Source organism: Micromonospora sp. DT44, assembly GCF_049841635.1.
Classification (GTDB): Bacteria; Actinomycetota; Actinomycetes; order Mycobacteriales; family Micromonosporaceae; genus Micromonospora.
Genome location: NZ_JBNCKS010000003.1, coordinates 15,689 through 35,400 on the forward strand (window position 1 = coordinate 15,689; position 19,712 = coordinate 35,400).

Below are 19,712 nucleotides of genomic sequence, written 5' to 3' on the forward strand. Positions count from 1 at the left end.
CGTCAACCCTGCCCCAAAAAGTTGCGCTGAGTAACCCTGGGAACCCCCGTACGGGGGGTAGGGCGAGCCCTACCCCCGACCTCGACTCAGCCCAGCCGGGCCACCGCGGCGCGCAGTCGGGCCAGGTCACGCCGCCGCCGCTCATAGCTCGCGGCCAACCCGATCAACGCCAACCCGCCGACGCCCAGGTAGATCCACCGGGGCAGCAGGTCCCACCCGCGGGCCAGCTCGTGCAGCGCCAGGGCCGCCAGCACCGCACCTCCGACCAGCACGGGCGCCTGCCAGCGACGGCGGGCCCCGGCCAACACTATGCCCAGCGCCGCCGCCCCGAGCAGCAACCGCCGCCACGGCTGCGGGTCCGGCCCGGCGAGCACCGACACCAGGCTCGGCACGAGCGCCGCGACGAGCCCCGGACCGAGCGCCGGCCAACTGGTCAGCCCCGGCCGGCTCCGCATCGCCACCAGCCCCGCCCCGACGGCGAGCGCCGCCGCCGGCAGGGTGTACGCCTCCAGCACGGTCACCCCGCCCGCCGCGAGCAGCACCCACGCCCCGAGCAGCTCGCTGCCGGCGGCGACGGCCGCGAACCGCCACCGGCGACCGGCCGGCTCGCCCCGCCGCAGCAGCCGCAGCGCCACGGCCACCCCCCACAGCACGCAGACGGTCGCGAGATGCCGGGCCGACTCGACGGCGAGCACCGCCGCCACCAGCGCCACCGCCTGCGCGGCGGCATCCAGCACCCGGCCGACGACCACCCGCCGGCCGCTCGCGGCGGCAACGGCGAGGACCAGCACGGCCACCCCCAACAGCGGGTACGCCGCCGCCCGCACCGGCAGCCCGCCGGCGAGCGTCGCCGACACCGCCAACGCGCACGCCGCCCCCACCGCCGCGACGCTGCCGGCGACGCGGACCCCGGCCACCCGCGCCCCGACACCGATGACCACGGCCGCCACGACGAGCGTGCCCTCGGCCACGAGCGTGCCGGACCGGGTGGCCAGGAACCCCGTCACCCCGGCCACGGCCAGCACCGCCCCCGTCGGTACGACGAGCGACGCGAGCGCCCACCGGGGCGTCAGCAGCGCGGCGAGCAGCAGCGCGGACACCCCGGCGAGCAGGGCGGCGGCCGGCAACACCGGCCAGGGCGCGCCCACCGCGACGAGCAGCACCGGCAGCGCGGCACCGGCGAACGGCACAGCCGCCAGCACGGGTGGGCGTACCCGCCAACCCGCCAGCGCCGCCGCCACCGCCAGCGTGACGAGCGCCAGCCCGGCGGGGAGCAGCCCACGGTCGGCGACGACGGTCGGCGCGCCGGACCGGACCGGCCCGGGGATGCCGTACGGCGCGACCAGCGCGCCCCACACCGCCGGCAACGCGGCCAGCACCGCGACCACCGCCAGCACCCCACCCGCCGCCACCAGGACGCCCGACGCGCCGACCACCGACGGCCCCCCGACCGCCGGCTGTTCCCCCGGCCCGGCCGGCTCGCCACCGGTCGTCGACAGGCCATCCCAACGGGCGACGAGCACGACACCGAGCGCCGCCAGCGCGGCGTACAACGTCACCGGCTCGTCCCCCGCCGCCAGCAGCGGCGCGACCCCGGCCGCCAGCGCGGCGACCACCGAGCCCGTCACCGCGTACCCGATGAGGTCGGCCCGGCGGCGACGCACCGCGAGCACCGCGACCAGCGAGAGCCCGGCGACGGCCAGGGCCGCGCGGGCCTGCCACCACGGCGGCGCGCCGGCCGCGAACACCGCCGCCGCGGCGACGCCGGGCAGCGCGAGCTGCGCGACCAGCACACCCATACCCGCCACCCGGTGGTACGCACCGACCCCCCGCCGCGACGCCACCGCCACCCCGAGCACCCCGGTGGTGCCCAACGCCACCGTCACGCCGACCGGATCGGCGAGCGCCACCAGCAGCGCGTGCCCGAGCAGGACCGCGCCACCGGACGCCCAGCCGAGCAGGATCGCCGGTCGGGTCGCCGGACGGGCCAGCACGGCGAGCAGCAGCACGGACCCACCCACCAGGTCCACGGCCACCACCGTCGCCCACGACACCGTCCAGCCGACCGGGACGGCGAGCAGCACCGCCACCGCGCCGGCCGAGGCGAGCACCGCCCACAGGCGTCGGGGCAACAGCGACACGGTCGCGGCCAGCGCCAGTGCCACGGCGGGCGCCACCTGCCAACCCCAACTCAGGTCCGGCCCCCAACCGGCCCCGTGCCACGGTGGCAGCGACCGGGCGGCGGCGGCCACCGCCAACGCGCCGGTGATCAGCACCGTGATCTGCGCCGTGCCGGCGGCGACCAGCAGCGCGCCGGCACGCGGCCCGGCACGCCAACCGGTGGGCAGCAACCGCACCACCCCCGCCAGCACGAGCGCCACCGTCGACGCCGCGAGCAGCAGCAGCGACGGACGCAGCTCGCCCACCGGGCGCAGCAGCGCGGCGGCGAGCACCGGAACGAGCAGCCCCGCGGCCACCGCCCGCAGCGCCGCGCCGCCGACCAGCCACGCCGCGCCGACCCCCGTCACCGCGACCAGCAGCAACGGCGCCCCGGCCAGCAGCGGCGTACCCGCCGCCCGCCCCAGCAGCAACGGCACCAGCGCACACGCGGCGGCGGCGACCAGCGCACCGACGTGACCCACCCCGGCGAGCACCCGACCGGCGAGCCGCCCGCCTGCCACCCCGTCGCGCAGCGCGACCAGCACCCCCAGATCGAGCAGGGCCACCCCGAGCAACACCAGCGCCCAGCCGTCCGCGCCGACCTCGGCCTCCACCGCGAGCAGCGGCAGCACCGGCTGGGCCGCCACCAGCGCGGTGAACCAGGGCCCGGCCAACCCGCTGAGCCGCCCGTACGCGACGGCGACCACCGCGCTGACCCCCCCGACCAGCGCGGCGTACCGGGTCCCCGGCCAAGCGGACACCCCGGCCAGGTCCACCGACCAGGCGGCGTACCCGTCGAGCAACACCAGCAGCAGGCCCACCGCGGCGAACGTCTCCGCCGTCCCCCGTAGACCCCGCCGGACCACCAGCAGCGGGACGGCCAGGACCAGGGCCGTGACCGCCGCCAGGATCAACGCCCGGCCACCGACCCCCACCGCCGCCCAGGCCACCGCCGTGAAGACCACCGCCGCCGTACCGAGCAGCAGTCCACCCAGGACGAACAGCAGCCCCTGGACGGTCCGCGTCGAGGTCTCCGCCACGCCGGGTGCCGGCGTAGCCACCGCTGGCGTCGGCGCTGCCAGCGGCGTCGCCGGCACGACCGGAGTCGGCGCCGCCCGCTGTGCCCGCACGACGGCGGCCAGCTCGGCGCGCCGCCGCGAGGTCGCCGTCAGCAACCCCGCCAACTCGGTGTACGTCCGGCGCGCCCGCTCGACCTCGGGTTCGAGCCGAGCCACCTCGCGGCTCAGTCGGACCACCTCGGCCGCCGTCGGGTCCGGTGGGCGATGGCAACCGGCGCAACCGGCGCTCAGATCAGCCGGGCCGCCGCAGGCGGGGCAGGGATAGCGGGTGTCGTCCACCCGGTCATCATCGAGAACCCGGTGGGGTACGGCCCAGAGTAGGCGTACCTACGGTCGGGTGTGGTCGTGGACCCAGGCCGCGTACCCGGGGTTCCCGCTCTCCACCCTGGACACCAGGATCTCCGGAACCTCGTACGGGTGGCTGGCCCGGATCTGGTCCACCAGCGCGGCCAACCGGTCCGGCGCGGTCTTGAACTGCACGGACCACTCGGTGCTGGTCTCCACTCCAGAACGCCACCAGTAGGTGCTGTCCACCTGACCGCCGACCTGGGCACAGGCGGCGAGCCGCCCGGCGACGGCCGCCGCCGCCAACACGTCCGCGACCGAACGCGCATCCACCACCGTCGTCACCACGCAGATCTGGTCCACGAGCGCACCCTACGCGGCAACCTCTCGGTTAGCGGCGATCCACGTGTCGATCTGCGCCCACCAGTCGAAGAGCCAGTCGATGCGCTGCTGCCGCTCGGTCGGCACCTCCTCCGGCGGCACCGACCAGAACCGCATCACAATCCGCTTGTCCATGGGCAGTTCCCGCCACACGTCGCCGATGGTGAGCATCTGGTCCAGACCGGTGTGGGCAACGAAGATGACCCCGGCGTCCGGTGCGGCGTCCAACGCGGCGAGCACCCCACCGGGCTGCGGGGCGAGCACGTGGCGCATCCGTTCGGCACGCCTCGCCATGCGTTCCAGCCCGAGCGAGCGGAGCCGGGCGATAGCGCGCAGCCGCCGCCTCGGGGTGAAGTTGCCGCCCTCCGGGAAGATCACGAAGGCGTCGTTGTCGTCCAGGCCGGTGGCCAGGTGCCCAACCTGGCGTACGGTCTTCTCGCCACGCTCCGCCGTGGGCGCGATGAACCGGTTGGGCAACCTGTTGAGCAGCACGTCGATCGCCGGGTCCCACTGGAGGCTGTCCTTGAGGACGATCCGCGGCTCCCGCTTGAACCAGTTGACCAGCCCGTGGATCAGGATGAACGAGTCGCCCGGCCCGGCGTGCCGGCACAGCACCAGCTCGGGCCGGCCGGGCAGGGCAGTGTCCGGGTCGGTGCCGACCACGTCGATGGTCAGCCGCAGCGACCAGCGGGCCTGCCAGAACAGCACCCGCAGGAACCAGCCGGCCAGCACGTAGTGCGCGCGCTGGAAGGCCGGCGACCGGCTGCGCCAGCCGAAGCCGGAGGCGAGCCAGAGGACGAACAGGGCGAGCAGCGCGGCTGCGTCCCAGACCAGGTAGACACAGCCGATCCAGAGCAGCCGCAGGGGACGCAGCCGGCCCGGGACCAGCGGTGAGGCAGCCGCGGCCAGCAGCGCCCAGACCGGCAGCGTGCCCACCACGACGACTGCGAGCAGCACCACGCCGGGAGCGATCAGCAGCCGCCGCAACCACCTGGGAGGAAGCGGCATCAGCGTTCCACGTGGGCGGCGAGGTAGCGGCGGGAAGCGGTGTACGCCCGGCTGATCCGACGGCCCACCGCCGCCATGTCCCGGTACGCCCACGGCGCGTCGTCGCGCGGATTCAGCCCACCGGTCGGGAGGACATGCACCTCCACCCCCTCGGGCAGCGCGGCCATCTCCCGGAAGAAACGGTGCCGGCGGGAGATCTCGAACGCCACCTGCGCGATCTCCCACGGCCGCCGGGGCGGCGTCAGCTCCCGTTCGATCCGGCCCACCTGGAGTACGAAGACCTGACTCGCGCCCGCGGCCACCGCCTCGCCGATCGGGATGGAGTTGACGATGCCACCGTCGATGTAGTGCGCGCCGTCGATCTCCATGGGCGGGAGCAGGCCCGGCACCGACGCCGACGCCAACACCGCCGGCACGACCGGACCGCTGGTGAACCAGTGCTCGGCGGCCCGCTCAATGTGGGCGGCGCAGCAGCGGAACGGCACCCGCAGGTCGGCGAAGGTGGTGTCCACGCCCAGCTCGGATTCGAGCAGCCGGCGCAGCGGCCGGGGCGAGTGCAGATGGGTACGGGCGGCGAAGCGGCGCAGTTGCCGGGCGACCGAATCGCCGTACACCTCGCTGGCCTCGGGTGACGCCCACAGCCGGACCAGCCGGTCGGTCACCGCCTCGGACGGGTCGGCGGCGACCAGCGCGCCGTTGACGGCGCCGATCGACGTGCCGAGCACCATGTCGGGCTGGATGCCGGCGCGGAACAGGGCGCGCAGCATGCCCACCTCGACGGCGCCGAGCACCCCGCCGCCGCCGAGTACGAACGCCACCGGTCCCGGAGCCATGTCCTCATCCTGGCACGGGCCCGCAGCCCACCCACGGGCCGCCGCCACCGGACGGTCGGCGCACCCCAGCCACCGTCCGCCGACGATCCCTACCGTCGGCGTTGACAGGGTGGACACATTCGCGCAACCTGATACCGCTCCCACCCCGAGGGCAGGTGCGATCCGTGAAGGCAGCATTGCATCCGGGCCGCTTGCTGGCCCGCAGGTACCGACTCATCGACCAGATCGGTGCCGGCGGCATGTCGGTCATCTGGCGCGCGCGGGACGAGGTGCTCGACCGCTTCGTGGCGCTCAAGGTGCTCGCCGCCTCGCTGGCCGCCGACGCGCGGTTCCGCGACATGGTGCGGGAGGAGGCGCGCGCCGCCGCCCAGTTGGTGCACCCGCACGTCACCTCGGTGCACGACTACGGCGAGACGGTCGACCCGGACGGCTCGATCACCTCGTTCGTCGTGATGGAGCTGCTCAGCGGCGAGGAGTTGGAGCTACGCCTCACCGAGGGGCCGCTGCCGTGGCCCGAGGCCGTCGAGGTGGGTGCCCAGGTCGCCGACGCGCTGGCCGCCGCGCACCGGCTGGGCATCGTGCACCGGGACATCACCCCGGCCAACGTCATGATGACGGCGATGGGGGTGAAGGTCCTCGACTTCGGCATCGCCACCCGGATCGGCGCACCGGACGAGGACGAGGACGGCGGCACGTTCGGCACCCCGGCGTACGTCGCCCCGGAACGCCTCGACGGCGCGCCTGCCCAGCCGGCCACCGACGTCTACTCGCTCGGCGTCCTGCTGTACGAGGCGTTGACCGGGCGGGTGCCGTACCCGGCGGACACCTGGGAACAGCTCAGCGCCGCGCTCGCCGGCGGCCCCGCGCCGACGCTGGCCGGCGTGCCGGATCTGCCCATCGAGGTCGCCCGGATCTGTCTACGCAGCCTCGCCCGCGACCCGGCCGACCGGCCGACGGCCCGGCAGGTCGCCACCGTGCTGCGCGGCCACCTGCTGACGCCCGACCCGCCGACCGCCACGATCGCGGTGCCGGTCCCGCCCCTGTCGGGTCCGTTGCCGCAGCCGACCGTCGCTCCGGCCGCGCGGGCCGGCGTCGTGACGGTGGTACGCGTCGACGACGTGGCCCGGCCGATGACGTCGCCGGGCGGCGGTACCGGCCGGTCGTTCCGACGTCCGGCGCTGCTCCTGATCCCGGTGGTCCTGGCCGTCGCCGTAGCGCTGGCCGGGGTGGCCCTGCTCCCCGACGACCAGCCGCGTCGCCAGGTGCAGCCCAGTGCCGGCCCGGCGACGCCCGCACCCAGCGGGCCGCCGACCGATCCGCCCGCCAGCGCACCGTTCCAACCGGCGCCGGCGAAATCGTCGGCGCCGCCCAGCGTCGCGTCCACCGCCGGGCCGGGCACCCTCGCCGAAGCTGGCATCCGCGTCAACGCGCTTGTCGACGCCGGGGTGCGCGATGGGGAAATCCGTAGCGATGTCGGCCTCGACCTGCGCCAGTCGCTGGGCAACCTGCTCGTCGCCGTCAGCTCCGGCCGGGACGAGCTGGCACCATCGGTGGCGCGGCTGCGGGCGAAGGTCGCCGTCCGGCTCGGCGAGGGAGCGATCAGCCCGGCGTACGCGCAGCGGCTCGACGCCGCGATCGCCGAACTAGGCGCGGCACGTGTCTGACCCGGGGCGAGGCGGTCAGCGGACCGCGACGGTGGCCGTGCGCCGCACGTCGGGCCGGCCGAGGGCGAAGCGCTGGTAGACCTCCTCGTAGCCGTACGCCATCCGCTCGACCGAGAAGTTCTCGGCGACGTGCGCCACGCAGTCGCGCGGGTCCAACTCCCGCGCGGCCAGCAGCGCGGCGGGCAACTCCGCAGGCCCTCGGCAGATCAGCCCGGTCAGTCCGGGTCGCACCAGTTCCGGCACCGCGCCCCGGTCCAGGGCGACCACCGGCGTACCGGTCGCCATCGCCTCCAGCATCACCATGCCGAACGGCTCGTCCCACTGGATCGGCATGACCAGGCAGCGGGCGTCGACGAGCATCCGCAGGGTCTCGGCACGGTCGGCGTTCAGGACGACCGTCACGTCCTCGTCGAGAAGCGGCTCGACGACCTGCTCGTAGTAGCGCCGCTCGGCCGGCTCGTTGCACTTGCCGGCCAGCAGCAGTGGTAGGCCCGCCTCCCGGCAGGCGCGGATGGCGACGTCCGGGCCCTTGTCCGGGCTGAACCGGGCCAGCCACAGCACCGGACCGGGGCCCGGCTCGCTCTTGCGCGGAAAGCCCCGCAGATCCAGCGCGTTGTGCACGGTGCCGGCCCAGGGCAGGCCCGTGTTGAGTCGACGCTGGGCGTGCGAGATGGCCACCAGGGCTACGTTCTCGTCGGCGTCGCCGAGCACGTCGCCGTACTCCCCCACCGGGTTGCCGTGCACGGTCGCCACCGTCGGCACCGACCGACGGCCGGCCACCAGCGGGCCGATCGTGCTGTGGTCGTGGATCACGTCGAAGTCGGCCGGCGTGATCAGGCGGTTCACCCGGGCCAGGTGCGCCAGCTCCGGCAGGGACTCGCCGAGTCGTTCGTACTGCACCTCCGCCACGGTGGAGACGAAGCCGCTGGCGGCGGTGCCATGGTGATCACCGGCACCGAACAGCGTCAGCGCGTGACCGTGCGCGGTCAACGCGTCCACCAGGCCGGCCACCACCTGTTCCAGGCCGCCGTAGCCGGGCGGCGGCACGGACAGCCAGGGCGGGACCACCATCGCGATGCGCAACGACCGCTCCGGTGAGCGGTCGGCGGGCGGGTGGTTCACGGCCACGAGTCCTCCTCGTTGGTCCCCCGGTCGGCATGGTTCGCGGCGGGTTCCCCCCGCGACCACCGATAAACCGGACAAGACGGACGCTCACCCGCCGACCAGGAGTTGGTCGTGCACGACCCGCACACCCGGCGTGGACCACGCCACCCGCTCCACCTGGTCCCGTTCCCACCACGAGCGGACCACCCCGGCGAGGACCAGCGTGTCACCGTCCACCTCCACCGTCACCCGTTCGCCGCCGAGCGTCCGCGCCAGCGCGCGCTGGACGTCCCGCCGTGTCCGCTCGTCCGGCGGCGGCGTCGACGGTCGCACCTCGACGAGGTTCGTGACTCCCCGTACGCCGTCCAGGCGGCGCAGCTCCCCCTCGGCGGCGCGCCGCTGCCAGCCGAACTCGACCTCACCGCGCAGCATCAACCAGCCGTTGGCCACACTGACGTCCAGCCGCTCGGCGGGCACGAAACTGTCCCATTCGAGGGCGCGGGACGCCGCGAGGGCGATGTCACCGTCGGTACGCCCCGGCGTCCCCGGAAGTCGTACCTCGATCTCGTCGGCCACCGCGCGTACGCCCCGGACCCGCTGGGCGCACCGGGCGGCCGCCCAGCCACGGGCAGCGCCGTCGACGTACCCGGTGAGGGTGACCACTCCCCGGTCGACGATCACCCCGATCTCGTTCGGCGACACCTGCGGATCCCAGGCCAGCTCGGCCAGGACGTCCCGCTGGATCCGCTGGTCGTCCTCGACGTCCACCGCGCTCATCGGCCTACCCCCGTACGCTCGCCGGCTCGCCCGCCGAGCCTTCCGGGCACACGGGTGACGGCGGTTCACCCGAACAGGGTGAACCGCCGTGGAAAAAAGCGGCGGGTGGCGGAGCCAACCCCCTTGGCTCCGCCACCCGCCGCCGGAGGGAGGCAGGTTCTGTGGCCGGTCAGGACGTCTCGGTGAGCGTCACCGTCACCGTCTTCTCGGCCCCGTTGCGCTTGAAGTGCAGCTCGACCCGGTCACCGACCTTGCCGGCCTGCACCGCGCCCACCAGATCGTCGGAGTCGTTGATCGCCTTGTCGCCGAAGCGGGTGACGACGTCGCCCTGCTGGAGGCCGGCCTTCTCGGCGGGGCTGCCCGGGGTGACCGAGGCGACCAACGCGCCGCCGCCCTCGGCCTGGTTGACACCGACCCCGAGCGACGGGTGGCTGACCTTCTCGCCGCGCTGGAGCTTGCCCGCCACGTCCTTGGCCTTGTTGCTCGGGATGGCGAAGCCGACGCCGATGTTGCCGGTGCTCTGCCCGGAGGTGGCGATGGCGGTGTTGACGCCGATCACCTCACCCCGGGTGTTGACCAGCGCGCCACCGGAGTTGCCGGGGTTGATCGGCGCGTCGGTCTGGAGCAGCCCGGAGATCGAGCTGACGGCCTGGCCCTGCTGGCGCGGGTCCTGCTGCTGGCCCTCGCCGGCCCGGATGGTGCGGTCCCGGGCGCTGAGGATGCCAGCGGTCACCGAGCCCTGGAGGCCGAGCGGGCTACCCAGCGCGAGGACCTGATCGCCGACCTGCATGGCGTCGCTGTCGCCGAACTTCGCCGGCTTGAGGTCGCTCACCCCGTTGGCCTTGACCACGGCCAGGTCGGTCTTCGGGTCGGTGCCGACGATCTTCGCCTGGACGTTCCTGCCGTCGGCGAAGACCACCTGCACGGTGTCCCCGCTCGCGGAGGCGACCACGTGGTTGTTGGTGAGCACGTAGCCGTCGGAGGTGAGCACCACGCCGGAGCCCTCACCGCTGTCGGTGGCGATGGAGACGACGCTGTCCTGTACGGCGGCGGCGATCTTCGGCAGGTCCGCGCTGTTGAGCACCGGCGCTGCCGTGTAGGTGCGGGTGACGCCGCCACGGTCACCGTCAAGGGCGAGCGCGAGCGCCCCACCGGCCACGCCGGAGCCGAGCATCAGGGCGAACACCGCGACGCCGGCGCCGGCGAACTTGGCGATCCGGCCCGGCCGGGGCCCGGAACCGGGCGGCGTGGCCTGCGGGCCCCAGGGCGGCACGGGCTGTCCCGGGTGCTGCGCGTGCTGTCCGGGGTGCTGCGCGTGCTGTCCGGGGTGCTGCGCGTGCTGGGCGTGCTGACCCGGGTGCTGCGGGTAGGCCCCGCCCGGCTGGCCCCCGCCGGCCCAGCCGGACTGCTGGCCCGCGTACCAGGGGGCACCCGGATAGCGACCGTCGGTCGGCTGCGGGTAGCCGTGCTGGCCGGGCGCCGGGTGGCCGGAGACCGGGTACGGCGGCGCGGACGCGCCGGCGGTCGGCGGCTCGTACCCGGTGGGCTGGCCGGCGGCCGGCTGGTACCCGGCGGTCGGCGGCTCGTACCCGGTGGGCTGCGTACCGGTCGGCGGCTCGTACCCGGTGGGCTGCGTACCGGTCGGCGGCTCGTACCCGGCGGGCTGCGCGGCGGTCGACGGCTCGTACCCGGTGGGCTGGCCGACGTGCGCGACGGGCGCGGTCGGCGCGTCGTCGGCGGCCGGGATGGCGGCGGTCGGCGTCGCGTCCCCGTGGGCCGCAAGGGAGGTGGTCGGAGAGTCGGACTGCGCGCGCTCGTCGCGCGGCAGCTCGGCGGTGGGGTGCGACGGCTCGGCGTCGGTGGGGGCCGGCCGGCGCTGCGGGTCGGACTCGAACTCGGTCATGTCCCTACCTTCTCCCCCGGCACTGCGATGAAGCTGGAACCGTCCTGGAAGTTGGCTGAAAGTCACTCGCCGCTCTCCTCGGTCGATGGCAGCAGCGGCAGCCGGACCCGGAAGGTCGCCCCACCACCTGGCGTCTCCGCCACCTCGACCGAACCGTGGTGGGCGGTCACCAGGGCCGCCACGATGGCCAGGCCGAGGCCCGTACCGGTGTTGCCGTCGGCGCGTCGGGTCCGCGCCGCGTCGGCGCGGTAGAACCGCTCGAACACCCGCTCGGCCTGCTCCGGGGAGAGCCCCGGGCCGGTGTCCGCCACCTCGATGATGGCGAGGTTGCCCGTCTCGGCGCGCAGGCGCAGGCGGATCTCGGCGTCCGGTGGGGTGTGGGTGAGGGCGTTGGTGACGAGGTTGCCGATGACCTGGCGCAGACGCGCGTCGTCGGCGAAGACGACGAGCGGACCCGATCCGGGCTCGATGTCCAGATCGATCCGCCGGTCCGGGGCCATCGCGCGGGCCGCCTGCACCGCGTCGGAGGCGAGCACCGGCAGCTCCACCGGGGCCAGCGAGAGCGGGCGTTCCCGGTCCAGCCGGGCCAGCAGCAGCAGGTCCTCCACCAGCAGACCCATCCGGGCGGCCTCGTCCTCGATCCGGCGCAGCAGGCCGGCGGTCTGCTCCGGCGCACGGGCCGCGCCCTGCCGGTACAGCTCGGCGAAGCCGCGGATGGTGGTCAGCGGGGTCCGCAGCTCGTGCGAGGCGTCCGCCACGAACTGCCGCATCCGCTCCTCGGAGCGCCGGGCCCGCGCCTCGGACGTCTGGGCGGCGGCCGCCGCGTCCCGGGCGCTGCTCTCGGCCGAACGGGCGGCCGTCTCGGACGCCGCGCGAGCGGTGAACGCCGCCTCGATTTGGGTGAGCATCGCGTTCAGAGCGCGGGACAACCGCCCCAGCTCGGAGGTCGGATGCTCCTGGCCCTGTTCGGGGTCGGGCACCCGGCGGGTGAGGTCGCCACCGGCGATGGCGGCGGCGGTCTGTTCGATCTCGACGAGGGGCTTGAGGCTGGTCCGGACGATCGCCGCGCCGACCGACGCCAGCATGATCAGCACCGCGCCACCGACCAGGAGGTCTATCCAGACGAGTTGCTTGACCGCCCGGTCCACGTCGGTCAGCGGCTGACCCACGGCCAGCACGGAGCCGTCCGGCTGGGGGGCGTAGTACACCCGCCAGCGGGTGTAGCCGTTGTGGGCCAGGACGGTCTGCGGCTCGCCCTCCTCCGCCTCGAAACCCGCGCGGCTGGTGGGGAACGCGGGCAGTTGGTCGGGGTCGTAGCTGAGACGGTCGTATTTGGGCTGGTACACCTGCTGCTCGTCGGCCACGATGACGACGTAGTCGCTGGGCAGCATCGCGCCGACCTCGCCGCTGCGCAGCTTCGGAAGCAACTGGCCGAGGCCCTGGGCGGTCGACCTGACCTGCCCGTCGACTTGGCCCTGCAGGTAGTTGCGCAGGAAGTAGGCGGTCAGCGAGCTGATCACCAGCAACGCGACGGCGACCAGCGTGAGCACCGAGGTGACCAGCTTCAGCCGCAGCGGCACGCCGCGGACCCGCTCCTTCGCCTGCTGGACCGGGTTCACGCCGCCGGCTTGCGCAGCACGTACCCCACGCCCCGGAGGGTGTGGATCAACCGGGGCTGCCCGGTGTCCACCTTGCGGCGCAGGTAGGAGATGTAGGACTCGACGATGTTGTCGTCGCCCCGGAAGTCGTAGTTCCAGACGTGGTCGAGGATCTGCGCCTTGGACAGCACCCGGTTGGCGTTGAGCATCAGGTAGCGCAGCAGCTTGAACTCGGTCGGCGAGAGCTGCACCCGCTGCCCGGCGCGGTGCACCTCGTGGGTCTCCTCGTCCAGCTCCAGATCGGCGAAGGTGAGCCGGGACGGGGTCTGCTCGCCGGTGGTGGTGCGACGCAGCACGGCGCGAATCCGGGCGGTCAACTCCTCCAGGCTGAACGGCTTGGTGACGTAGTCGTCGCCGCCCAGGGTGAGCCCGCGGATCTTGTCGTCGGTGGCGTCCCGCGCGGTCAGGAAGACCACCGGGGTACGCGTACCGCCCTCGCGCAGCATCCGGATGACCTCGAAGCCGTCCAGGTCCGGCAGCATCACGTCGAGCACGACGAGGTCGGGCCGGTGGTCCTTGGCGGCGTTCAGGGCCGCGCTGCCGCTGGTCGCGGTGGCCACGTCGAAGCCCGCGAAGCGCAGGCTCGCGGAGAGCAGTTCGAGGATGTTGGGGTCGTCCTCGACGACGAGAAGTCGCGCCTCGGTCTGGGTAGCGGCCATGGGCCCAATCATCGGTGAACTCACTGCACCGGCGCTGGACGCTTCCTGGAAAAATCCTGTGAGTCGCGGACGGTCAGCGCAGCAGCCGCCGCAGCCCGTCCAGGGCCCCGTCGAGCAGCCGGATCGCCGTGCGCAGTTGAGTGTCGCTGAATTGCCGCCCGCGCGCCAGGCGGCTCACCTCGCCGGTGAACGAGGCCAGCCGCTGATCGAACTCGTCGAGCAGGGCGGCGCGTGGCGCGTCGGGCGGTGGCGGTCGGTGCGACGACGCGGAGGGTGCCCACCGCGTCCGCCGGGTCTGCCGGGCGGCCTCGCTCAGCTCCCGCTTGAGGTCCCGCGTCGAGCCGCGCACCTCGCTGCGGATCTCGCCGGCCAGGGTGGAGAGGTCCGCCACCGAGGCCGCGATGTCCGCCTCCAACGCGGCCAGCTCACCGGCGCGTTGACGCAGCTCGTCGAGGCCGGCGTCGGTGATGGCGTACGTCTTGCGCCCGCCGGCGGCGGTGTGGCTGACCAGCCCTTCGGCCTCCAACCGTTGCAGCCGGGGATAGATGGTGCCGGCGCTGGGCGCGTAGAGACCCAGGAACCGGTCCTCCAGGAGGCGGATCAGCTCGTAGCCGTGCTTGGGACCGTCGTCCAGGAGCTTGAGCAGGTAGAGCCGGAGCCGTCCGTGGCTGAACACGGCGGTCACGGCAGCTCCTCGGAATCGTCGTCGACCGCTCGGGCGAGCAGCGCGATGCTGCCCGAGGTCGCGGAGGCCCAGAGCTTACCGTCACCGCTGCCGAGCACCCCCTCGCTACTCGGCAGCGGATATGTCGAGCTGCGTACCTGCGGGAAGCCGCTGGTGATCCGGCCAGCGGCGGTGTTCAGCCGGACGGAGAGGTCGCTGTCCTCGCGGACCCGGACGGTGATGCTGCCGGAGATCGTGGTGAGCCGGATGTCGCTGCCCCGTCGCCCACCGAGGTCACAGGTGATGGCACCGGAGACGGTCTGCGCCCGCACCCGCTCGGCGGCGCTGTCGGCGAGGATCACCTCCCCGGAGACGGTCTCCAGGGTGAGATCGCCGCGCACCCCGAGCGCCTCCACCGGCCCCGAGGTGAGCTTCGCGAAGGTGGTGCCGCGCAGCCCCATGAGGGTGATCTGGCCGGCGGCGAGGTCGACGGTGGTCTGCCGGCGCAGCCCGGAGACGACCACTGAGCCCGCCCCCAGGCCCAGATCGGCGAGGACGTCGGCGGGGACGGCAACCGACACGTCCACCCGGGGGAAGCGGTGGATCGCCCGGAGGCCGCGCAGGAAACCCGGCCAGCCCCATTCGCGCTCCTGGCGGATGCTGAGGCGGCCGTCGGAGTGGTCGATCAGGACGGGTCGACGGCCGATCTCGGTGATGTCGATCCGGGCCGGCCCGTCGGTAGCGACCACGTTGAGCCGTCCGCTGACGAGGCGGACGTCCAGCCGGGTGACCGGACCGTCCAGGGTGAGCCGCTGCGGCGTCTCGACCGTCCATCCGGCCATGGCTGTGCTCCTCTCGACGGCACGGAGCGTGCCTCTCGAGAAGACAGTAACGCGATACATCGCGATACGACAAGACTGTCGCGAGACGTTGTGCAGCGGCACCCGCCAAGACCCGCGCAGCTTCCCGGATGTTGCTGCCTCCGGCGCCCGGGAGGCAGCAAGAACCCTGTTGTTGCGCGGATCTTGACGGGCGTTCCCCCGCGCGAGCGGACGCGGCACAGCGGGCGAGGGCCGGCACAGCGGCAGGGACCGGCACAGCGGGCGAGGGCCGGTTCAGGCGGCCAGGTCCAGCTCCCGACCGGGGTTGGACGGCGCTGGGACGGCCGGGGGCAGGGTGGCGACGGGCCGCAGCCGGGTCCGCGCCGGGAGGGCCGCCACCAGGTGTACGGCCGACTCGGCGGCCCGGGCCAGCAACCGCCGGTCGGCGTCCTGCCCCGGGTGCAGCGCGGCGGCGATCGTCACCGACACCACCAGATGCCGGGCCGCGACCACCCGGGCCACCGAGCGCAGCAGGGTGTCCGCGCCGAGGAACGCGGCGACCGTGGTGCACGCCCCGGTGTCCGCGATCCGGTACCCGAGCCGCAGCGGCACCACCGGAGCACCCGCGTCGATCGCCGCCTGGAACATGGCCGGACGGAAGCCGCGCCCGGGGCGACACTCGGCCGCGCCGTTCCCGGCGCACCAGGTCGTACCCTCGGGAAAGACCGCGACCGACCGGCCGGCGCGCAGCGTGTCGGCGAGCCGGCGCACGGTGGCCGGCAGCGCGCGCGGGCGCGACCGGTCCACGAAGACCGTGCCCGCGGCGGCGGCCAGCAGCCCGACCACCGGCCACGATCGGATCTCGCGCTTCGCCACCATCCGGGTGGGCGCGACCGCCAGGACGGCGAGGATGTCCAACCACGACACGTGGTTGGCGACCAGCAGCGCGCGCCGCCGGGGCAGCCGCCCCTTGATCACCAGCCGGACGCCGAAGGCGCGCACCGTGCCACGGGCCCAGCCACGCAGCAGGGCCTGCCGCTCGGGCGCCGGCAGCACGGGCAGCAGCACCGCCACGCCCACCCCGGCCAACAGCATGACTCCCGCCGCGACCAGCCGGAGCACCCGGCGGGCCACCGACACCGTGGGCACCTCGCCGGTCGCCGGTAGACAGTCGTCGTCGCAGCCCGACGAGGGCCGCCACAGGTCGTGCGCCACGACGCTCACCGCTCGTCCCCGCCCAGGAAGTGCCGCAGGTAGCGCGGGTTCATCCGGTCGAGGGAGAAGAGCACGTAGAAGTCGGCGCACCCGAAGTCGGGGTCGTACGACGGCTCGCCGCAGATCCACGCGCCGAGTCGCAGGTAACCGCGCAGCAGCGGCGGGACCGCCACCCGGGCGCCCGGATCGGTGGCCGGGGCGGCCAGGGCGGCGGCCGGCTCGGCGAACCACGGACGCAGCGACCGGACCCGCAGCGGCGGCGGCGACAGGTGCCGGGCCTGGGCCTGCGCCCACACTCCGGCGACCGTACGACCGCCGTCGTCGACCGGCACCGAGGCGCAGCCGCCGAGCCAGCGGGAGCCGCGCAGGTGCAGGTAGCGGGTGAGCCCCGCCCACATCAGGTTGATCACCGCGCCGGAGCGGTGGTCCGGATGCACGCAGGAACGGCCCGTCTCGACGAGGTCGTCGCGCAGTGGGTCCAGCGCGGCGAGGTCGAACTCGCTCTCGGCGTACCGCCGGTCGGTACGCCCCGGCGGCAGCAGCCGGTACGTGCCGACCACCTGCCCGGTGCTGTCCTCCCGGACGATGAGGTGGTCGCAGTGGGCGTCGAAGGGGTCCACGTCCAACCCGGCCGCGCCGGGTGCGAGGGTGGCGCCCAACTCGGTGGCGAACACCTCGTGGCGCAGGCGTTGCGCGGCCGCGACCTGGGTGGGGTCGTCGGCGATCAGCAGGGTGTATCCGCTGGTCGTCAGTGGCGTGCCAGCGACATGCAGAACGGCCATGGGATCTGTGTAAGGGCCCCGGGTGCCATCGGCGGGCACCGCTGGTGTCGGACGGATGAACGCCGGCCGGCGGATGCCTGCGGGATGCCTTCGTGCGAGGCTGCGGGACGGACCGGCGACGATGCCGCTCCACGCCACACGGAGGTCACCCATGCGCGTCGAGTCCCGCTACAACGGGCCCACCGGCTCCGGCAACGGCGGGTGGAGCGCCGGCCTCTTCGCCACCGCGGCGGGGCCGGGACCGGTCGAGGTGACGCTGCGTCGGCCACCGCCACTGGAGACGGAGCTGACCCTCGTCGACGGCGAGGTCCGGGACCCGGCCGGCGACCTGGTGGCCGAGGTCCGCCCGGCCGGTGTCGTGGACGCCGTCGTACCGCCTGTCGACGCTCAGACGGCGGCGGAGGCGGCCACCCGCTACCCCGGGTTCGTCGCGCATCCGTACCCCGGGTGTTTTGTCTGTGGTCCGGGCCGGACCGACGGCTTGCGGATCTTCCCCGGACGACTGCCGGACGGCCGGACCGCCGCGCCGTTCCGCGCTCCCGAGCAGGTCGACGACGCCACCGTCTGGGCCGCGCTGGACTGCCCCGGCGGCTGGACGGTGCTCGCGTCGGACCGCCCGTACCTGCTCGGCCGGATCGCCGCCGTGGTCACGGCCCGGCCGGCGCCCGGCGACGAGTGCGTGGTGACCGGCGCGCTGATCGGTGTCGACGGCCGCAAGGCGCTGGTGCACACCAGCCTGTACGGCCCGGACGGCGCGCTGCTCGGCGCGGCTCGGGCCACCTGGATCGCCCGCTGAGGTCCGTCGTCGTCCCGGGCGTCCTTCCTGAGGAGGACCACGCCGTAGGTACTCGGGCTGATTGACCTTGTTGCTCGGTACCGTCACGCTGTGCCACGGCGTACCTCGACGCCACACGGGAGGAGAACGATGACTGACGGGCAGCGAAGCCCCACCAGCGACGGTCAGATCGTGGTGTCCGGTCTGACGAAGCAGTACAAGAACGTGCGGGCGGTGAACAACCTGTCCTTCACCGTGGCACCGGGGCGGGTGACCGGCTTCCTCGGCCCGAACGGCGCCGGCAAGACGACCACGCTGCGCATGCTGCTGAACCTGGTCACGCCGACCGGGGGCACGGCCACCATCAGCGGCCACCGCTACGCCGACCTGACCGACCCGCTGCGGCACGTCGGCGCGATCCTGGAGGCGTCCAGCGCGCACAAGGGCCGCACCGGCATCAACCACCTGCGGGTGATCTGCGCGGCGGCCGGTCTGCCCCGCACTCGGGCCGACGAGGTGCTGGAGCTGGTCGGGCTGACCCCGGCCGCGAAGCGCAAGTTCAAGGGCTACTCGCTGGGCATGAAGCAGCGGCTCGGTATCGCCGCGGCGATGCTCGGCGACCCACGGGTGCTGATCCTCGACGAGCCGGCCAACGGCCTGGACCCGGAGGGCATCCGGTGGATGCGCGGGTTCCTCAAGAACCTCGCCCACGAGGGCCGTACGGTGCTGGTCTCCAGCCACCTGCTGTCCGAGATGCAGCTCCTCGCCGACGACGTGGTGATCATCGCGGCCGGCCAGCTCGTCCGGCAGGGGCCGGTCGAGCAGGTGCTCGGGTCGATGGCGCAGGGCGCCCAGGTCCGGGTCCGCACCCCGCAGGCCGAGGCGTTGACCACCGCGCTGAAGGCGCAGTCGGCCACCGTCACCACCGACGAGCACGGCGTGCTGCTGGTGTCCGGGGTGGACGCCCCGACGATCGGCCGGGCCGCCCTGGCCGCCGGCGTGGAACTGCACGAACTGTCCACCGAACGACCCGACCTGGAACGGGTCTTCCTGGAGCTGACGGCCGGAAAGGCGGGCATCCGATGAACCTGGTCCGATCCGAGCTGCTCAAGATCCGTACCACCAACACCTGGTGGATCTTCGCGCTGATCAGCCTGCCGCTGTGGGCGCTCACGCTGCTCATCAACTGGTTGCAGGCCGACGCCCTCACCAGCACCGACCCCGCCCAGGTGGGCGATCAGGCGGACCAGTTCGCCGCGGCGGCCACTCCGGACGCGCTCTCGTCGAACCTGTTCACCACCGGGCAGTTCTTCGGGCTGCTGATCGTCATGCTGCTCGGCATCATCGTGGTGACCAGCGAGTTCTTCCACCAGACGGTCACCACCACGTTCCTCACGAGCCCGCACCGCACCGCGGTGATGCTCGCCAAGCTGGTCGCGGCGGGGGTGCTGGCGCTGCTGTTCTGGCTGGTCACCACCGTGTTCAACCTGATCGCCGGGTCGGCGGTGCTGAGCGCGGTCGGGGTGGACTCGCAACTGGGCAACGACGCGGCCTGGCGGGCCATCGGGTTGAATCTGCTCGCGTACCTGCTGTGGGCGGTGTTCGGCGTCGGCATCGGCGTGCTGATCCGCAGCCAGATCGGCGCGACTGTGACCGGCATCCTGCTCTACCTGGGCGGCTCGATCGGCGCCATCTTCGTGATCGCCATCCTGGCGGATCGCTGGGGTGACTGGATCAACAACCTGCAGCTGCTGGTGCCGTCGCTGGCCTCGTCGCTGATGGTCACCGGGGCCGACATCCCCGGCAACCCGCCGCGCTGGGCCGGCGCGGCCGTGCTGATCGGGTACGCGGTGGTCACCGGTGTGGCCGGCTCCCTGCTGATCCGCCGGCGCGACATCTCCTGACCGACCGGATTCCGGGGTGGCGGCGGCACGGCCGTCACCC

Annotated in this window: 17 protein-coding genes; 4 read left to right on the forward strand and 13 right to left on the reverse strand. The window is 74.0% G+C overall.

What is annotated here, in order from left to right; translation table 11 throughout:
• Positions 1-86: 86 nt before the first annotated feature.
• The 4 genes from ACLQ25_RS02575 to ACLQ25_RS02590 are packed head-to-tail and all read right to left on the reverse strand — an operon-like array spanning position 87 to position 5,746.
• Positions 87-3,518, reverse strand: a complete 3,432-nt coding sequence (locus ACLQ25_RS02575) for an SCO7613 C-terminal domain-containing membrane protein (protein ID WP_425728674.1) — start codon at positions 3,516-3,518, stop codon at positions 87-89.
• 48 nt (positions 3,519-3,566) lie between these two features.
• A complete protein-coding gene (gene cutA, locus ACLQ25_RS02580) occupies positions 3,567-3,887 on the reverse strand; it encodes a divalent-cation tolerance protein CutA (RefSeq protein WP_425728676.1) in 321 nt (106 codons plus the stop codon).
• A 9-nt stretch (positions 3,888-3,896) separates the two neighbouring features.
• Complete coding sequence (locus ACLQ25_RS02585) at positions 3,897-4,913, reverse strand: 1-acyl-sn-glycerol-3-phosphate acyltransferase (RefSeq protein WP_425728678.1); 1,017 nt, start codon at positions 4,911-4,913, stop codon at positions 3,897-3,899.
• Entirely contained in the window at positions 4,913-5,746 is an 834-nt protein-coding gene (locus tag ACLQ25_RS02590) for a patatin-like phospholipase family protein (protein WP_425728680.1), read from the reverse strand. The genes ACLQ25_RS02585 and ACLQ25_RS02590 overlap by 1 nt, the downstream gene beginning before the upstream one ends.
• Positions 5,747-5,910: 164 nt before the next feature.
• On the opposite strand from ACLQ25_RS02590, the gene ACLQ25_RS02595 reads away from it, so the two are divergent.
• Entirely contained in the window at positions 5,911-7,410 is a 1,500-nt protein-coding gene (locus tag ACLQ25_RS02595; protein ID WP_425728682.1) for a protein kinase domain-containing protein, read from the forward strand.
• Between the two features lie 15 nt (positions 7,411-7,425).
• Here the strand turns inward: ACLQ25_RS02595 and ACLQ25_RS02600 are convergent, their stop codons facing one another.
• From ACLQ25_RS02600 to ACLQ25_RS02640, 9 genes are all read right to left on the reverse strand, one after another.
• Entirely contained in the window at positions 7,426-8,481 is a 1,056-nt protein-coding gene (locus ACLQ25_RS02600; RefSeq protein ID WP_425728953.1) for a glycosyltransferase, read from the reverse strand.
• 141 nt (positions 8,482-8,622) lie between these two features.
• Positions 8,623-9,291, reverse strand: a complete 669-nt coding sequence (locus tag ACLQ25_RS02605; protein ID WP_425728684.1) for a BON domain-containing protein — start codon at positions 9,289-9,291, stop codon at positions 8,623-8,625.
• A 169-nt stretch (positions 9,292-9,460) separates the two neighbouring features.
• Complete coding sequence (locus ACLQ25_RS02610; RefSeq protein WP_425728686.1) at positions 9,461-11,194, reverse strand: trypsin-like peptidase domain-containing protein; 1,734 nt, start codon at positions 11,192-11,194, stop codon at positions 9,461-9,463.
• 62 nt (positions 11,195-11,256) lie between these two features.
• Positions 11,257-12,813, reverse strand: a complete 1,557-nt coding sequence (locus ACLQ25_RS02615) for a sensor histidine kinase (RefSeq protein ID WP_425728688.1) — start codon at positions 12,811-12,813, stop codon at positions 11,257-11,259.
• Positions 12,810-13,511 (reverse strand): response regulator transcription factor, encoded by a 702-nt coding sequence (locus tag ACLQ25_RS02620; protein WP_425728690.1) that lies wholly within the window; start codon positions 13,509-13,511, stop codon positions 12,810-12,812. Before ACLQ25_RS02620 ends, ACLQ25_RS02615 begins: the two co-directional genes overlap by 4 nt.
• A 73-nt stretch (positions 13,512-13,584) precedes the next feature.
• Positions 13,585-14,196 carry a PadR family transcriptional regulator gene (locus ACLQ25_RS02625; RefSeq protein WP_425728692.1) on the reverse strand — a complete coding sequence of 204 codons (612 nt, stop codon included), beginning with the start codon at positions 14,194-14,196 and terminating at the stop codon, positions 13,585-13,587.
• The gene (locus ACLQ25_RS02630; RefSeq protein ID WP_425728694.1) at positions 14,193-15,017 is read right to left on the reverse strand and encodes a DUF4097 family beta strand repeat-containing protein; all 825 of its coding nucleotides are present in this window, start codon (positions 15,015-15,017) and stop codon (positions 14,193-14,195) included. The genes ACLQ25_RS02625 and ACLQ25_RS02630 overlap by 4 nt, the downstream gene beginning before the upstream one ends.
• A 273-nt stretch (positions 15,018-15,290) precedes the next feature.
• On the reverse strand, positions 15,291-16,220 hold the full coding sequence (locus ACLQ25_RS02635; protein ID WP_425728696.1) for a lysophospholipid acyltransferase family protein: 930 nt from the start codon (positions 16,218-16,220) through the stop codon (positions 15,291-15,293).
• Positions 16,217-16,993, reverse strand: a complete 777-nt coding sequence (locus ACLQ25_RS02640; RefSeq protein WP_425728698.1) for a GNAT family N-acetyltransferase — start codon at positions 16,991-16,993, stop codon at positions 16,217-16,219. Before ACLQ25_RS02640 ends, ACLQ25_RS02635 begins: the two co-directional genes overlap by 4 nt.
• A gap of 151 nt (positions 16,994-17,144) precedes the next feature.
• Here ACLQ25_RS02640 and ACLQ25_RS02645 point away from each other — a divergent pair, with 151 nt between their 5' ends.
• The 3 genes from ACLQ25_RS02645 (at position 17,145) to ACLQ25_RS02655 (ending at position 19,672) form a co-directional block, all read left to right on the forward strand.
• Positions 17,145-17,789: a hypothetical protein gene (locus ACLQ25_RS02645; RefSeq protein ID WP_425728700.1), complete on the forward strand. Its 645-nt coding sequence runs from the start codon at positions 17,145-17,147 to the stop codon at positions 17,787-17,789.
• Between the two features lie 129 nt (positions 17,790-17,918).
• On the forward strand, positions 17,919-18,854 hold the full coding sequence (locus ACLQ25_RS02650; protein WP_425728702.1) for an ABC transporter ATP-binding protein: 936 nt from the start codon (positions 17,919-17,921) through the stop codon (positions 18,852-18,854).
• Positions 18,851-19,672, forward strand: a complete 822-nt coding sequence (locus ACLQ25_RS02655; RefSeq protein WP_425728704.1) for an ABC transporter permease — start codon at positions 18,851-18,853, stop codon at positions 19,670-19,672. The genes ACLQ25_RS02650 and ACLQ25_RS02655 overlap by 4 nt, the downstream gene beginning before the upstream one ends.
• Positions 19,673-19,712 lie beyond the last annotated feature (40 nt).

What these genes read in the sequence shown, in the direction of transcription:
- ACLQ25_RS02645 (WP_425728700.1), top strand. Translation starts at nt 17,145, where the DNA reads ATGCGCGTCGAGTCCCGCTACAACGGGCCCACCGGCTCCGGCAACGGC.
- ACLQ25_RS02600 (WP_425728953.1), bottom strand. Translation starts at nt 8,481, where the DNA reads ATGGTGGTCCCGCCCTGGCTGTCCGTGCCGCCGCCCGGCTACGGCGGC.
- ACLQ25_RS02650 (WP_425728702.1), top strand. Translation starts at nt 17,919, where the DNA reads ATGACTGACGGGCAGCGAAGCCCCACCAGCGACGGTCAGATCGTGGTG.
- ACLQ25_RS02620 (WP_425728690.1), bottom strand. Translation starts at nt 13,511, where the DNA reads ATGGCCGCTACCCAGACCGAGGCGCGACTTCTCGTCGTCGAGGACGAC.
- ACLQ25_RS02655 (WP_425728704.1), top strand. Translation starts at nt 18,851, where the DNA reads ATGAACCTGGTCCGATCCGAGCTGCTCAAGATCCGTACCACCAACACC.
- ACLQ25_RS02585 (WP_425728678.1), bottom strand. Translation starts at nt 4,913, where the DNA reads ATGCCGCTTCCTCCCAGGTGGTTGCGGCGGCTGCTGATCGCTCCCGGC.
- ACLQ25_RS02610 (WP_425728686.1), bottom strand. Translation starts at nt 11,194, where the DNA reads ATGACCGAGTTCGAGTCCGACCCGCAGCGCCGGCCGGCCCCCACCGAC.
- ACLQ25_RS02630 (WP_425728694.1), bottom strand. Translation starts at nt 15,017, where the DNA reads ATGGCCGGATGGACGGTCGAGACGCCGCAGCGGCTCACCCTGGACGGT.
- ACLQ25_RS02605 (WP_425728684.1), bottom strand. Translation starts at nt 9,291, where the DNA reads ATGAGCGCGGTGGACGTCGAGGACGACCAGCGGATCCAGCGGGACGTC.
- ACLQ25_RS02640 (WP_425728698.1), bottom strand. Translation starts at nt 16,993, where the DNA reads ATGGCCGTTCTGCATGTCGCTGGCACGCCACTGACGACCAGCGGATAC.
- ACLQ25_RS02590 (WP_425728680.1), bottom strand. Translation starts at nt 5,746, where the DNA reads ATGGCTCCGGGACCGGTGGCGTTCGTACTCGGCGGCGGCGGGGTGCTC.